This is a genomic window from Mycobacterium sp. MOTT36Y (assembly GCF_000262165.1).
Lineage (GTDB): Bacteria > Actinomycetota > Actinomycetes > Mycobacteriales > Mycobacteriaceae > Mycobacterium > Mycobacterium intracellulare.
Genome location: NC_017904.1, coordinates 3,474,179 through 3,489,490 on the forward strand (window position 1 = coordinate 3,474,179; position 15,312 = coordinate 3,489,490).

7 protein-coding genes are annotated in these 15,312 nt (G+C 68.4%); 3 read left to right on the plus strand and 4 right to left on the minus strand.

Features of this window, described 5'->3' with window-relative positions; genetic code table 11:
- The first annotated feature begins 15 nt into the window (after positions 1-15).
- On the plus strand, positions 16-10,296 hold the full coding sequence (locus tag W7S_RS15425) for a non-ribosomal peptide synthetase (protein ID WP_014711968.1): 10,281 nt from the start codon (positions 16-18) through the stop codon (positions 10,294-10,296).
- Between the two features lie 108 nt (positions 10,297-10,404).
- Here W7S_RS15425 and W7S_RS15430 read toward each other — a convergent pair whose 3' ends face one another.
- Entirely contained in the window at positions 10,405-11,889 is a 1,485-nt protein-coding gene (locus W7S_RS15430) for a cell wall metabolism sensor histidine kinase WalK (RefSeq protein ID WP_014711969.1), read from the minus strand.
- Complete coding sequence (locus W7S_RS15435; RefSeq protein ID WP_014385186.1) at positions 11,886-12,617, minus strand: response regulator transcription factor; 732 nt, start codon at positions 12,615-12,617, stop codon at positions 11,886-11,888. The genes W7S_RS15430 and W7S_RS15435 overlap by 4 nt, the downstream gene beginning before the upstream one ends.
- Positions 12,618-12,872: 255 nt before the next feature.
- Here W7S_RS15435 and W7S_RS15440 point away from each other — a divergent pair, with 255 nt between their 5' ends.
- Together W7S_RS15440 and W7S_RS15445 are read left to right on the plus strand one after the other, a co-directional pair.
- Positions 12,873-13,289: a hypothetical protein gene (locus W7S_RS15440; protein WP_014711970.1), complete on the plus strand. Its 417-nt coding sequence runs from the start codon at positions 12,873-12,875 to the stop codon at positions 13,287-13,289.
- Between the two features lie 7 nt (positions 13,290-13,296).
- Positions 13,297-13,791, plus strand: coding sequence for a nitroreductase family deazaflavin-dependent oxidoreductase (locus W7S_RS15445; protein ID WP_036428986.1), 495 nt, complete (start codon positions 13,297-13,299; stop codon positions 13,789-13,791).
- Here the strand turns inward: W7S_RS15445 and W7S_RS15450 are convergent.
- Together W7S_RS15450 and W7S_RS15455 are read right to left on the minus strand one after the other, a co-directional pair.
- Positions 13,788-14,144 carry a DoxX family protein gene (locus tag W7S_RS15450; RefSeq protein WP_008257948.1) on the minus strand — a complete coding sequence of 119 codons (357 nt, stop codon included), beginning with the start codon at positions 14,142-14,144 and terminating at the stop codon, positions 13,788-13,790. The genes W7S_RS15445 and W7S_RS15450 overlap by 4 nt on opposite strands.
- A gap of 9 nt (positions 14,145-14,153) precedes the next feature.
- A complete protein-coding gene (locus W7S_RS15455) occupies positions 14,154-15,284 on the minus strand; it encodes an SPFH domain-containing protein (RefSeq protein ID WP_014711971.1) in 1,131 nt (376 codons plus the stop codon).
- Positions 15,285-15,312: the final 28 nt, after the last annotated feature.

The window sequence follows — 15,312 nt, forward strand, 5'->3', positions numbered from 1 at the left end:
GCTCTGGGGGAGTCGATGGGGCGTGATGGCCTGGCGTTACCGCTGACACGCGGACAACTGGACATCTGGCTCTCGCAGGAATCGGGCTATGCCGGCACGGATTGGCAACTCGGCCTGTTGATAAAGATCGAAGGCTCGATACGCCGGGATGTCCTCGAGCGGGCGATCCGCCAAGCGGTATCGGAAGCCGAGCCGCTCCGGGTTTCATTCTTCGAGATCGACGGGCAGGTGCTCCAACGGCCGATCGATTGCCCGCACGTCGAGGTCGAGTTTCACGACCTGACCGGCTCGCTCGATCCCCTGCAGGACGTCCGTCGGAGTGCTTCCTCCATCCAGCGCACGCCGATGGCGTTGAACGGCCAGCTATTCAGATTCGTCCTGTTCCAGACGCAGGCCGAGGAGTTTTACTTGTTCGGCTGCTGCCACCACATCGTTTTGGACGGGTTGGGCATGGCGCTGGTGTCCCGTCGGGTTGCCACCATCTATTCGGCAATGGTGGCTGGATCGCCCGTTCCCGACGCCTATTTCGGCTCGGCGCAGGATTTGATTGACCTCGAGTCGGGATACGAAGCATCCACCGACTATCTGGAAGACGAGGCGTACTGGCGCAAGAACCTTCCGCCGGAGGGCGGACACGACTATCAGCTCCCCCAGACCGACGCCAGCGGGGACCCGTGTTCGCGTTCGGCCTCGGTCCAATTTGACGCGACCGCCGTCGCCCGCATGCAAGCGTTGGCAAAGAAGCTGCGCATCCGTCGCTATTCGGTCATCACCGCGGCGTCCGCACTCGTGGTGCATGCATGGTCGGGAAGCGGTTCGGAGGTGGCACTGGATTTCCCGGTCAGCCGGCGCGTACGTCCCGAGTCGAAGACGCTCCCAGGGATGCTCGCCGGAGTTGTGCCGCTGGTCCTGCAGACGTCACCGCAGACAACGGTCGCCGATTTTTGTCAGCACGTTGACGTCCAGATACGACAATTGCTGAAGCATCAACGGTTTCCGGTGCACCAGCTCGACGGTGAAGTCGGCTCCCGCAGCCTCAGAGAGCCATCGAACCGGGTAGGTGTCAATTTCATCCCATCTCGATTGACCCTGGAGCTCGGAGGCGCTCCGGCAACCGCGACGTACACCAACAACGGCCCGGCCGGGCACTTCGGCCTGTTCTTCATCGGGGCCGCCGATCAGCTGTTTCTCAGCACGGCGGGGGTCGGACAACCCTTTGCGAGCTTTGGCGTTCCCTATCTGGCGGCACGCCTGCAGCAGGTGCTGATGGAAATGACCGCCGATCCACAACGGCCGATCTCCTCGATCGAAATCCTCGATGCGGAAGAGAACGACCGGCTCGATAGGTGGTCGCATCGCGCGGCGTCAGCCCGGCCGGTAACCGCGTCGGCGTCGATTCCGGCGGTGTTCGCCGAGCACGCCGAGCGCACCCCCGAGGCAATAGCGGTGACGTTCGACGGCCGCGCCATGACGTATCGGGGGCTCGATGAGGCCGCGAACCGGTTGGCCCATCTTCTGGCCGGCCGTGGGGTTGGCCCAGGGCAGTGTGTAGCGCTGCTTTTCCCCCGGAGCGCGGAGGCGATCGTGGCGATGCTGGCCGTGCTCAAGACCGGGGCGGCGTATCTGCCGATCGACCCGGCGCATGCGTCGGCGCGGATGGAGTTCGTGCTTGCCGATGCCGCACCGACCGCCGTGATCACCACGGCCGAACTGCGCTCACGGCTGGACAAATCCGACCTGCCGGTCATCGATGTCCACGATCCCTCCATCGAGGCCCAACCCGGCACCCCACTTCCGTATCCCGCCCCCGAAAATGTCGCCTACATCATCTACACCTCCGGTACCACCGGAACACCCAAGGGCGTAGCCATCACGCACCACAACGTCACGTGGCTGATCGAGGCGCTCGACGAACTCCTGCCGCCGGGCGGGGTGTGGGCGCAGTGCTACTCCTCGGCCTTCGACCTATCGGTGTGGGATATCTGGGGTGCGCTGCTGCGGGGTAGGCGGCTGCTGGTGGTGCCGGAGGCAGTCGCCGGGTCCCCGGAAGATCTCCACGCATTGCTGGTCGCGGAACACGTCAGCGTCCTGACTCAGATTCCGTCGTCGGTGGCGATGCTGTCACCGGAAGGGCTGGAGTCGACGGCGTTGGTGGTGGGCGGTGAGGCCTGCCCGACCGACGTCGTGGATCGTTGGGCGACACCCGGGCGGGTGATGATCAATGCCTACGGCCCGACCGAGGCGACAGTGTGTGCATCGATGAGTACGCCGCTGACGCCGGGACCGGGCCTGGTGCCGATCGGGTCGCCGATACCCGGGGCGGCAATGTTCGTGCTCGACAAGTGGTTGCAGCCGGTGCCGGCCGGGGTGGTCGGTGAGCTGTACCTGGCCGGTCGTGGCGTGGGCGTCGGGTATGTGCGGCGTGCTGGTTTGACCGCGTCGCGCTTTGTGGCGTGCCCGTTCGGGGCCCCCGGAACACGGATGTATCGCACCGGCGACCTGGTCTCCTGGGGCGCGGACGGGCAGCTGCGACACCTGGGCCGCGCCGACGAGCAGGTCAAGATCCGCGGGTACCGGATCGAAGTCGGTGAAATCCAGGTAGCCCTGGCTGCTCTCGACGGGGTGGACCAGGCGGCGGTCATCGCCCGCGAGGACCGCCCGGGCAACAGGCAGCTGGTGGGTTACATCACCGGCACCGCCGACCCGGCCGAGATCCGCGCGGCACTGGCTGATCGGCTCCCCGCCTACATGGTCCCCGCCGCAGTGGTCGTGTTGCCGGCAATCCCATTGACGGCCAACGGCAAACTCGACAAGCGTGCCTTGCCCGCACCCGAATTCACCGCCGGTGAGTACCGGGCCCCGGCCGGCGCGGTCGAACAAATCCTGGCCGAGATCTACGCCCAAGTCCTCGGGATGCGGCGGGTAGGGGTCGATGACTCGTTCTTCGACCTCGGCGGCGACAGCATCCTGTCGATGCAGGTCGTGGCCCGCGCGCGCGCAGCCGGGGTGATGTGCCGCCCGCGTGACGTTTTCGTCGAACAGACGGTGGCGCGACTGGCGCGGGTCGCGACGGTGTCCAGTGCCGAAGGCGGCGTCGTCGACGAGGGAATCGGCCCGGTGGTGGCCACTCCGATCATGCGCTGCCTGCGCGACGTCGAGGGCCCGATCGACGAGTTCAACCAGACCATGGTGGTCGCCGCCCCGGCGGGTGTGACGGCAGCCGACGTGGCGGTTGTCCTTCAGGCGCTACTCGATCGGCATGCGATGTTGCGGCTGCGCATCGACGATGACGGCGCCGGCGACTGGTCGCTGGAGGCACCCGAAGCTGGGTCGGTGGACGCGCGCGGATGCCTGCATACCGTCGATGTGTTGTCGAATGAGGCGCTGGCACAGGCCCGCTCGCGGTTGAACCCTGGGGCGGGAGTGATGGTCAGCGCGGTGTGGGCGACGTCCACCGGCGAGCTGGCATTGATCATTCATCACCTGGCCGTGGACGGGGTGTCGTGGCGAATCCTGTTGGAGGACCTCAACATCGCCTGGGCACAGCATCACGGTGGCCGGCCCGTGGCGTTGCCCGCCGGCGGGACATCGTTTGCGCGGTGGTCGGCGCTGCTTGCCGACCATGCGCGCCGCGCCGAGGTAGTGGCGCAGGCCGAGGCGTGGCGACAGGTGGCAGCAATACCGGCCGCGTTGCCGACGGTGCAGCCCGAGGTGGACACCTACGAGTCCGCGGGCCAGCTGTCGGCGTCGCTGGATGTCGAGACAACCCGCCTGCTGCTGGGTGAGGCGCCGGCGGCGTTCCACGCCGGGGTCGGCGATATCTTGCTGATCGCTTTCGGCCTGGCGTTCGCGGAGTTTCTCGGCGCCGGCGCGGCTGTGCCGATCGGTATCGACGTCGAGGGTCACGGGCGCCACGAGGAGCTGGCTCCCTGCGTGGACCTGTCTCGCACGGTGGGCTGGTTCACCACCAAATATCCGGTCGCGGTGACGGTCGGTGGCCTGTCGTGGGCACAGGTGGTCACCGGTGGGGCCGCACTCGGCGCACTGATCAAGGACGCCAAGGAACAGCTGCGCGCCCTGCCCGATCCGCTGACCTATGGTCTGCTGCGCTACCTGAACCCAGAGGTTGATCTCGGTGGGTCTGACCCGACGATCGGGTTCAACTACCTGGGCCGTCTCGGTGCGGGTGCCGACCTGCCCGGCGATTTGTGGCGGATCAACGTGGACAGCCTGTCGTTTGCGGGCATGGCTGCGGCGGTGCCCCTGCCGTTGGCGCACACGGTGGAGCTCAATGCCGGCACCATCGACACCGACGCCGGGCCGCAGCTGCAGGCGAACTGGACGTGGGCGCGCTCGGCGCTGAACGACGAGCAGGTCGGCCGCCTGAGCCAGTTGTGGTTTGAGGCTCTGGCCGGTATCGGCGCGCACGTCAAAGCCGGCGGCGGCGGGCTTACCCCATCCGATATCGCTCCCGCCCGACTCAGCCAGCAGCAGATCGACGAACTCTGCTCGCAGGGCGACGTCGTGGACGTGCTGCCGCTGACCCCGGTGCAGCAGGGTCTGCTGTTCCACACCAGCTTCGTGCCGGGTCTGGACGACCTGTACACCGTGCAGCTCGGTATCACCGTCCACGGCCCCCTCGATGCGCAGCGCCTGCGCGAGGCCGTGCAGGCGGTGGTCAACCGCCATCCCAACCTTTTGGCCCGCTTCCGCGAAGACTTCGGCGAGCCGGTGCAGGTCATCCCGGCGAAGCCGGTGATCGGGTGGCAGGACGTCGAGTTGGACCCCGCGGGCGCGGACGCCGATCAGCAGGTGGAACGCCTGTGTGCCGCTGAGCGCGCCGCGGTCTGCGGCCTGGCTGACAAGCCGACGTTCCGTGCGGCGTTGATCCGCGTCGCAGAAGACCAATACCGGTTGGTGCTCACCATTCACCACATCGTGGCGGACGGCTGGTCGCTGCCGATCCTGATGCGGGAGGTGTTCGGCAGTTACTACGGCGAGCGGCTGCCCGCGGCCCCGTCGTACCGCAGCTTTGTCAGCTGGCTGGATCGGCAGGATCGCAATGCTGCACAGGCGGTTTGGCGCGACGTGATGGCGGGCTTCGACGCGCCGACATTGGTGGGCACGTCTGGCCAGGTAGGGCGCCACGACGTCGCGTCCTTCCGGATGTCCGCCGAAACCACGGCGTCCCTGACCGAGTTGGCCCGCTTGTGCCACACCACCGTGAGCACCGTGCTGCAGGGCGCGTGGGCGCAGCTGCTGATGTGGCTGACCGGTCAGCATGATGTGGCGTTCGGCACCGCGGTCTCCGGTAGGCCGACCGAGCTGAGCGGCTCGGAATCCATTGTGGGGCTGATGATCAACACGGTGCCGGTGCGGGCCAACGTCACCACCCGGACCACAGTGGCCGATCTGTTGGAGCAGCTGCAGCGCGTCCACAACGAAACCCTCGAGTACGAGTATCTGGCTCTCCCTGAGATACACCGCGCCACCGGCCACGATCAACTGTTCGACACGCTGTTCCTGTACGAGAACTATCCGATCGACGCCGGTGCCCTGTCGGGCGCCGATGAGCTGGCCATTACCGCGTTCGACAGCCGCGAATTCAACCACTATCCGCTTTCGGTGGTGGCGACGCCGGGCCACGAACTCAGTGTTCGCGTCGAATTCGACACGGACGCATTTGACCGTGCGGCCATCAACACGCTGATCGACCGGTTGCGGCGCGCGCTGGTGGCAATGGCCGCCGATCCCGCCCGGCGGTTGTCGTCGATCGATCTGCTCGACCGCTGCGAGCACGACCGCCTCGACGAGTGGGGCAACCGGCCGGCGCTGGCCGAGCCGGAGGCGTCCGCGGTCTCGATCCCCGAATTGTTCGCCGTTCAGGCGACGGTCCGCGACCCGGAGGCGGTGGCGATCAGCTATGGGGATCGGTCATGGACTTACCGTGAGGTCGAGGCGTCCGCTAATCAGTTGGCGCACTTGCTGATTTCTCAGGGTGCGGGCCCGGGTACGCGTGTGGCCCTGTTGCTTCCGCGTACGCCCGAGGCGGTGGTGGCAATGCTGGCGGTGCTCAAAACCGGTGCCGCCTATGTGCCGATCGATCCGACGGTGCCCCCGGCGCGGATCGAGTTCGTGTTGGGCGATTCTGCGCCTATCGCGGTGGTCACCAACGCGGACATGCGGTCACGACTGGAGGGGTCGGGCCTGCCGCTCATCGACATCGACGACCCTGCGGTGACGGCCCAGCCCGAGACGCCGTTGGCGCCGCCGGCTGCGGACGATATCGCCTACGTCATTTACACCTCGGGCACGACCGGGACGCCCAAAGGTGTTGCGGTGCCTCATCGCAACGTCACCCAATTGCTGGACTCGCTGGACACCCAGTTGACGCTGGGACAGGTGTGGACACAGTGTCATTCGTTGGCATTCGACTTCGCGGTGTGGGAGATCTTCGGTTCGCTGCTGTACGGCGGGCGGTTGGTGATGGTGCCCGATTCGGTGGTGCGTTCGCCAGAAGAGTTGCACGCCTTACTGGTTCGTGAACAGGTCAACGTGTTGAGCCAGACGCCGTCCGCGTTTTATGCGCTGCAGACCGCTGATGGGCTCGCCTCGGAGCTGGGTCAGCAGCTGAAGTTGCAGGCGGTGGTGTTCGGGGGCGAGGCGCTCGAACCCCAGCGTCTGCAGACGTGGCTGAACCGCCATCCCGGACTGCCGCGTCTGATCAATCTGTATGGCATCACCGAGACGACCGTGCACGCTTCGTTCCGCGAGATCCTCGACGGCGACGTCGACAGCAATGCCAGCCCCATCGGCGTGCCGTTGACCCACCTTGCCTTCTTCGTACTCGACGGGTGGATGCGTCAGGTCCCCGCCGGGGTGGTCGGCGAGCTGTACGTGGCCGGTGCCGGGTTGGCCGCGGGGTATGTGGGCAGGCCGGGATTGAGCTCGACGCGGTTTGTGGCGTGCCCGTTCGGGGAGCCGGGGGCCCGCATGTATCGCACCGGGGATTTGGTGTCGTGGGGCGCCGACGGACAGCTGCGTTACGTCGGCCGCGCTGATGAGCAAGTCAAGATTCGCGGGTATCGCATCGAGCTTGGTGAGATCCGAGCGGCCCTCGCCGATTTGGACGGGGTCGATCAAGTGGCGGTGATCGCCCGCGAGGACCGCCCCGGCGACAAGCGCCTGGTGGGCTACATCACCGGGGCCGCCGACCCTGCTGAGATCCGCACTCAGTTGGGTGAACGGTTGCCGACCTACATGGTGCCGACCGCGATCGTCGTGCTCGAGGCGATGCCATTGACGGTCAACGGCAAACTCGATGTCGGCGCCCTGCCGGCACCCGAATACTCCGATGTCGACCGTTACCGGGCTCCATCCAGCGCGGTCGAGGAAATCCTGGCCGGCATTTATGCCCAGGTATTGGGTGTGCAGCGGGTCGGTGTCGATGACTCGTTCTTCGATCTGGGCGGCGACAGCATCCTGTCGATGCAGGTCGTGGCGCGCGCTCGCGCGGCCGGCGTAATGTGCCGTCCGCGTGACGTTTTCGTCGAACAGACCGCGGCGCGCCTCGCACAGGTCGCCACGGTGGTCGCCGACGGCGAGGGCGGCGTGGTCGACGAGGGCACCGGGTCGGTGGTGGCCACCCCGATCATGCGCTGGCTGCACAGCGTCGAGGGTCCGGTCGAGCAGTTCAACCAGACGATGGTGTTGCAAGCTCCCGCGGGCGTCGCACGGACCGACGCGATGGTGGTGCTGCAGGCGTTGCTTGACCGGCATGCCGCGTTGCGGCTGCGCGTCGACGACGACGGCGCCGGCGGCTGGTCGTTGTGGGTGCCCGGAGCCGGGACGGTAGATGCCGGCGGCTGCATGGACACCGTCGACGCGCTGTCGGCCGAGGCGTTGGTGGCGGCCCGGTCACGCCTGCATCCGGAGACCGGGGCATTGCTGCGCGCGGTGTGGGCCGAGTCGACCAATCAGTTGGCGTTGATCATTCACCACCTGGCCGTCGATGGCGTGTCGTGGCGAATCCTGTTGGAAGACATGAACATTGCGTGGGCCCAGCGTCGCAGTGGCCAGCCGGTGGCGCTGCCGGTAACCGGGACGTCGTTTGCCCGGTGGTCGTCGTTGTTGGCCGAGTACGCGCAGACCGCGGAGGTGATGGCCCAGGCCGAGGCGTGGCGTCAGGTGGCGGCGATCCCGGCCGCGCTGCCGCCGGTACAGGCGGAGGACACCTACGTCAGCGCCGGCCAATTGTCGGTGTCCCTGGATGTCGAGACGACCCGCCTGCTGCTCGGTGCGGTCCCGGCGGCGTTTCATGCCGGGGTGCAGGACATCCTGCTGATCGCGTTCGGCCTGGCGTGGACCCAATTCTTGAGCGTCAGCGCCCCGATCGGCATCACTGTGGAGGGCCACGGCCGCCAGGAGGAGCTGGCCCCGCATGTCGACTTGTCGCGCACGGTCGGCTGGTTCACCACCAAGTACCCGGTGGCGCTGAACTTCGGGGGTCCGGCCGGCGGCCTGTCCTGGGGACAGGTAATAGCGGGTGAGGATGCACTGGGCGCTCTGATCAAGGACGCCAAGGAACAGCTGCGCGCCCTGCCCGATCCGCTGACCTATGGTCTGCTGCGCTACCTCACCCCTGAGTTCGATCTGGGTGGGTCCGACCCCGTGATCGGCTTCAACTACCTAGGCCGCCTGGGTGCGGCGGCCGAGCTCTCCAGTGAGCTATGGCGGCTCAGCGAGAACAGTTTCTCGCTGGGCGGCGCCGCGGGCGCCGTGGAGATGCCGCTGGCGCATACCGTGGAGCTCAATGCCGGCACGATGGACACCGAGGCCGGCCCGCAGCTGCGGGCCAACTGGACCTGGGCGCGTTCGGCGCTGCACGACAACCAAGTCAGCCGGCTCGCCGAGCTGTGGTTCGACGCGCTGGCCGGCATCTGCGCGCACGTGCGTGGCGGTGGGGGCGGCCTGACCCCGTCCGACATCGCGCCGGCCCGCCTCACCCAGCGCGACATCGACAGGCTGGCGCAGCAGTACCGGATCGGCGATGTGTTGCCGCTAACGCCGCTGCAGCAGGGCCTGCTGTACTACGCCGGCAGCGGGCACGGCGGTGACGACTTGTATGCGGTGCAGCTCGATATCACGGTGAGTGGTGCCCTTGACCCGCAACGCTTGCGCGAGGCGGTGCACGCCGTCGTCACCCGCCACCCGCACCTGGTGGCCGGTTTCTGCGATGACTTCGGCGAACCGGTGCAGGTCATGCCCGCCGATCCGGCGCTGGCCTGGCAGTACGCCGAGCTCAGCCCGGCAGACGGCGATGTCGAGGAACAGGTGCGGCAGCTGTGCACCGCCGAACGCGTCGCGGTCTGCGATCTGGCGGGCCGACCGCCGTTCCGGGCCGCCTTGATCCGCACCGCAGACGATCTGTATAGGTTCGTGCTCACCAACCACCACATCGTGCTCGACGGTTGGTCGAAGCCGATCCTGCTGCGGGAAATCTTCGCCAGCTATTACGGCGTGCGGTTGCCCGCCGCCCCGTCGTATCGCAGCTTTGTCACCTGGCTAGCCGAACAAGACCGAGGCGCGGCTCAGACAGCATGGCGTGAGGTCCTCGACGGGTTCGGCGCTCCCAGCCTGGTGGGACCCCCGGGGGGCCTAGCGCTCGGTCTGCGCGGTGCGGAGTCGTTCCAAGTGTCCGCGGAGACCACGAAGGCGTTGGGCGAGCTGGCGCGCTCGTACCACACCACGGTCAGCACCGTCCTGCAGGCCGCGTGGGCGCTGCTGCTGACCTGGCTGACCGGACAGGACGACGTGGTGTTCGGCACCGCGGTGTCCGGGCGGCCGACCGACCTGGCCGGCGCGGAATCGATGATCGGTCTGTTGATCAACACGGTCCCGGTCCGGGCGACCATCGGCGCGGAGACGACCACCGCCGACCTGCTTGAGCAGCTGCAGGGCGCCTACACCAAGACGCTTGACCACCAACACCTGGCTCTGAGCGAGATACACCGTATAACGGGACACGACCAGTTGTTCGACACGATGTTCGTGTACGAGAACTATCCGATCGACACCGCCGCGCTGTCGGCCGTCGACGAGTTGAAGATAACTGGCTTTACGAACCGCGAATACAATCACTACCCGCTTTCGGTGCAGGTCGCGCCGGGCCACGAGCTGGGTCTCCGCGTCGAATTCGATACCGACGTGTTCACTGCGGACCGAATCGAGAAGCTGGTCGAACGGTTCAAGCGCGTGCTGGTGGCCATGACCGCAGAGGTGGAGGAGCAATCATGACCGCCCGTGCGGGATCCCCGGCCGCCAAACACCTTGGACCAGAAGCGAATCCATCGCAGACGTCGCTGTTTAACCCTGGACTCGTCTGCCACACCCGGCCCGACTCAGCTACTCCGATCGCCGGGCGGTGATCGGCAGGCTGAGCCGGAACTGAGCGCCGCCCTCGTGGGGCAGGCACACGAGTTCGCCGCCGTGGGCGCGCGCCAGGGCCCGCGCGATCGCCAGTCCGAGCCCGGCACCGCCGTGGTCTCGGGCGCGTCCGGCGTCCAGGCGCACCAGCCGCTCGAAGACGCGATCCCGCTCGTCGTCCGGGATGCCCGGCCCGGTGTCGGTGATGGTGACCTCCGCGACGTCGTCGTCGGCGCGCAGGTCGACGGTGATGGCGCCGCCGGCCGGCGTGTACCGGCGGGCGTTGTCGAGCAGGTTGGACACGATCTGCGACAGCCGGGTCGCGTCGGCCCGGAGCGTCAGCGACGGTAATCCGTTGCGGCGCACCGTGATCTGCGGTGCCAGCATGGCGGCTCGGTCGACTTCGCCGTCGAGCACGGCGGCCACGTCGACGTCATCGCGCTCGAGCGCGAGCCCGGCGTCGATGCGGCTCAGGTCCAGCATGTCGGACACGAGCCGCCCGGCCCGGCGCGCGTCGGAGAGCAACAGGTCCGCGCGACGGTACTGCCCGTCGTCGGGGTGCTCGGAGGCGCCGTGTGCGAGTTGCTCGGCGGCGACCTGGATGCCGGCGATCGGGGTGCGCAGCTCGTGGGCAGCGTCGACGAGGAATCGCCGGGTTGCCGTCTCCGCGCGCTGTGCGGTGTCGGCGGCGCGCCGGGCGCGGCGCTCGGACGTTTCCAACGCGTCCAGCATGCCGTCGAAAGCGCTTGCGGCGCGGCCGAGTTCGGTGTCGGTGCGCTCGGGATGCAGGCGCCGGCCGCGGTCGCCCGTGGTGATGGCGGTGGCCAGTGCGGTGAGCCGATCCAGCGGCCGTAGCGCCGCCCGGCTCACCGCGATCAGCAGCAGCGCCGCGACCAGCAAGGTGACCAGGGCCGCCGCGATCAGCAGCCCACGCAGTTGGTGAGTGACCTGCGTGGTCTGCGTGGTGTCAGCGACCAGGATCACCCGGGAGCCGTCGGGCAGCGGGTGCACCACGGCCGTCGCGGTGGCGTCCGGTGGGGGGCCGGGCGGGGGCGGGAGTGGGTAGGGCGGTGGCGGGTAGGGCGGCGCATACGGCGGCGGCGGTGGCGGAAAGGGCGGCGGAGGCGGATAAAACGGCGGTGGCTCGACCGGCCCGGCGGTCAGGTCGGGGCTGATGCCGCGGTCTCCGTAGGCGGCGCCGTCGGCGGTGACGACGAGCCCGCGAATCCCGCCGCCGTTGAGTTCGGCCGCGATCCGATCGGGCGAGGTGTGCGCGGCGCTGAGCGCGTCGGCGCGCGATGTCTCGGCGAGCAGCCGGTCGTGCAGATTGTGGCGGGTGAGGACGCCCATCGTGACGTCGATGGTCACCCCGAGCACCATTAGCAGGACGGCCAGCAGCGCCAACACCACCAGCGTCACGCGCCGTTGCAGCGACGGAGTCGGCGTCGTCGATGCGCCCGTCATGGCCGCTCGGGTTGCAGCCGGTAGCCGATGCCGCGAACGGTGTGCAGGATCCGGGGGCCGTGGGCCTCGAGCTTGCGCCGCAATCCGCTGACGTGCACCTGCACCAGGTTGGGGTCGTACGCGTCGTAGCCCCACACCCCGTTCAGGATCTGGGCGGCGGAGACGATCCGGCCCCGCTGCTCCACGAGGAAGGCCAGCACGCGCAGCTCGGTGGCGGTCAGGTCGAGCCGGTGGCCGTCGCGCGCGGCGACCCCGGCGCCGAGGTCCAGCGCAACTTCGCCCACCTGAACCACCTGCGGCAGCCGTCCGCGCCGGCGCAACACCGCGCCGACCCGCGACACCAGCTCGGCCAACTCGAACGGCTTGATGACGTAGTCGTCGGCTCCGCCGTCGAGGCCGCGCAACCGGTCCGGCAGCCCGTCGCGAGCGGTGATCAAGACGATTCCGATGTCGCCCCATTCGCGGATGACATCGATGAGCGCGAACCCGTCGCGGCCCGGCAGCATCACGTCGAGCACCACGAGATCGGGCCGCATGCCGTCGAGCACCTCTTCCAGCCCGTCGCCGTCGCAGCGGGCGTCGGTGTGATAGCCGACATCGGCGAGCGCCTCGCTGACCATCTCCCGGATGGTCTCTGAGTCTTCGACGACCAGCACCCGCGGTGTGCCCACGCTGAAGTGACCGCCGCGACCCGCGGCCGTGCGGACGCAATCAGTCATGACCACCATTGTCGGCGCCGGTGCTGAAACGAACCTGAAGACGCCGGTCTCTCCCGCCACGGCAGCCTCGTTGGTCACAAGAGGTCGGCGATGTGTTCGGTGCCCACCTCCGAGCGACAATCTCGCTGCCGGCGCGGCGTCGCGGCCGTTGTCGCTCGGAGGTGGGCACAACACTGCTTCCTTCCGCTCGTGACGGCAGTGGCGGATGGGACTCGGCGCAGTTTCTTCAGATCCACTTCAGATCCGGCTCCTACCGTCCGTGACATGACCACGAACGACGACATCGACACCAATCCGCCGAGCAATCCGCCGCCCGCCCACCGTCCGCCCGAGCGACGCCGTCACCCCACCGGTGTGGTGATCGCCGCCGGGGTGGCGGGAGCGCTGGTGGGCGCGGTCGGCACCGTCGCGGCCATCGCCTTCGCCTGGATCGTCAGCGTCGGTCCGCCCGGCCCGCCGCCACCACCCGGGCCCCCGCCGATGCTGTTCCATGCGCCCCCGCCGCCGATGGCCGGTCCGGGAGGGTTCGGATTTGCGCCGCCGCCCAGCCCGCCCGGCCAGCCCGGCCCGCCCGGCCCGCCGGGCCCGCTGGAACCGCCGCACGGCGCCTGGCCGGGACCGCCGCACGAGGGTCTCCCGACGCCGCCCCCGCCGCCACCGTCCCCCGCGCCGCGCCCCTGAGTGCAGGATGGGGAGCGTGTCACGAGATCAATCGTCTCCGCTCCCCGCCAAACTCGCCGCACGGCTGCTGCGGTCGCACCACCTGATGCGCGCACCGATCTGGATCTACAAGGCCCGTGCGGGCGCGCTGTTCGGTTCGCGCATCCTGTTGCTCGAACACATCGGCCGCAAATCCGGAGCGCCGCGCCACGCGGTGCTGGAGGTCATCGACCACCCGTCCCCCGACACCTACGTCGTGGCCTCCGGATTTGGCCGAAAAGCCCAGTGGTTCCGCAACATTGCGGCCAACCCTCGAGTACGGGTCTACGCCGGCAGCCACGCGCCCAGGCCCGCCGCCGCGCGCGTCCTCGACCAACACGAGGCCGACCGCACGCTGGCCGACTATCGAAGCCGCCACCCCAAAACGTGGGAGCGGATGCGCCCGGTGCTCGAGGACACGCTCGGCGCGCCGATCACCGACACGAATACCCCGCTGCCGCTGGTCGAGTTGAAGCTGGACTAACCCCGGTCCGGGCCCTTGACCGTCATCGCGGCGAACAGGGCCAAAAACAGCGCGGCCGGAAGACCGTTGACGACCTTGTCGCGCACCCGGACGTGCGCGCCGACCGCCACCACGAAATACAGCGTCAGCATCGCCGTCGTCACCCTCGCCAGGACGGGGAAACGGGTGACCGACAGCAGGCCGACCGCGGCGGCCGCCTTGACCACCGGCAACACGGGCCGAACGTTCTCCGGCAGGCCCACGTCATCCAGCACCTTCTTGATCGGGGCCACCTGGACGCCGCACAGTACCGCGTCGACGGCGTGGAAGGCGCCAAGCGCCGCATAGGTCTTGGGGGAAGTCAACGCACTCATCCCGCAATCCTATTGAGTCAGCTCGCCCGGGCCTTCCGCCGGCTGACGGGCGATCGCCTCCGCCTTGGCCACCGCCTGGGCGATCGCGGGGTCGGTTTCGGTGGAGAACCAGTCCGCGACGTCGGCGTCGTCGTCGGCGCTGTGCTTGGGCGCGTCCTCGACCGGCGAGGGCTGGAAGCGGAACACCCCGTCCTGGCCCGGGGTGCCCAGGAGTTTGGTGAATCCCTGCAGCGCCGCGCTGAAGTCGCTGGGCACCACCCACACCTTGTTGGCGTCGCCGCGGGCCATCTCCGGCAGCGTCTGCAGGTACTGGTAGGCGAGCATCTCAGGGGTGGGCCGGCCCGCCTTGATCGCGGCGAACGTCTTCTCGATGGCCTTGGCCTGCCCCTGCGCCTGCAGGTAGGCGGCGGCGCGCTCACCCTGGGCGCGCAGCATCCGGGACTGCCGGTCGGCCTCGGCGCCCAGGATCGCCGCCTGCTTGGCGCCCTCGGCGGCCAGGATCTGCGCCTGCTTCTGGCCCTCGGCCTCCTTGATGGCCGCCTCGCGCATACCTTCGGCGGTCAGGATCATCGCCCGCTTCTCGCGGTCGGCCTTCATCTGCTTTTCCATCGACGCCTGGATCGACGGCGGCGGGTCGATGCTGCGCAACTCGACCCGCGCGACCCGCAGGCCCCAGCGGTTGGTGGCCTCGTCGAGCACGCCGCGCAGCTGCCCGTTGATCTGGTCGCGCGATGTCAGGGTCTGCTCCAGCGTCATGCCGCCGACCACGTTGCGCAGCGTGGTGGTGGTGAGCTGCTCGACGCCGACGATGTAGTTGCTGATCTCGTAGACGGCCGCCTGGGGAACCGTGACCTGGAAGTAGACGACGGTGTCGATGTTGAGGGTCAGGTTGTCCTCGGTGATCACCGGCTGCGGCGGGAACGAGACCACCCGCTCACGCAGGTCCACCCGGGCCCGGATGCGGTCGATGAACGGCACCAGCAGGGTGAGTTGCCCGCTGACGGTGCGGCTGTAGCGGCCCAGCCGTTCGATCACCGCGGCCTCGGCCTGCGGTATCAGGGCCACCGACTTGGCCACCACGACGATGGCGAAAATCACCAGCACCGCCAGCAGCACCAGACCAGTAACCGCACCTTGCATCGGAGTTCCTTTCTTTCGCAGCCGTTCT

What these genes read in the sequence shown, in the direction of transcription:
- W7S_RS15445 (WP_036428986.1), top strand. Translation starts at nt 13,297, where the DNA reads ATGGGGAGCGTGTCACGAGATCAATCGTCTCCGCTCCCCGCCAAACTC.
- W7S_RS15430 (WP_014711969.1), bottom strand. Translation starts at nt 11,889, where the DNA reads ATGACGGGCGCATCGACGACGCCGACTCCGTCGCTGCAACGGCGCGTG.
- W7S_RS15440 (WP_014711970.1), top strand. Translation starts at nt 12,873, where the DNA reads ATGACCACGAACGACGACATCGACACCAATCCGCCGAGCAATCCGCCG.
- W7S_RS15455 (WP_014711971.1), bottom strand. Translation starts at nt 15,284, where the DNA reads ATGCAAGGTGCGGTTACTGGTCTGGTGCTGCTGGCGGTGCTGGTGATT.
- W7S_RS15425 (WP_014711968.1), top strand. Translation starts at nt 16, where the DNA reads ATGGGGCGTGATGGCCTGGCGTTACCGCTGACACGCGGACAACTGGAC.
- W7S_RS15435 (WP_014385186.1), bottom strand. Translation starts at nt 12,617, where the DNA reads ATGGTGGTCATGACTGATTGCGTCCGCACGGCCGCGGGTCGCGGCGGT.
- W7S_RS15450 (WP_008257948.1), bottom strand. Translation starts at nt 14,144, where the DNA reads ATGAGTGCGTTGACTTCCCCCAAGACCTATGCGGCGCTTGGCGCCTTC.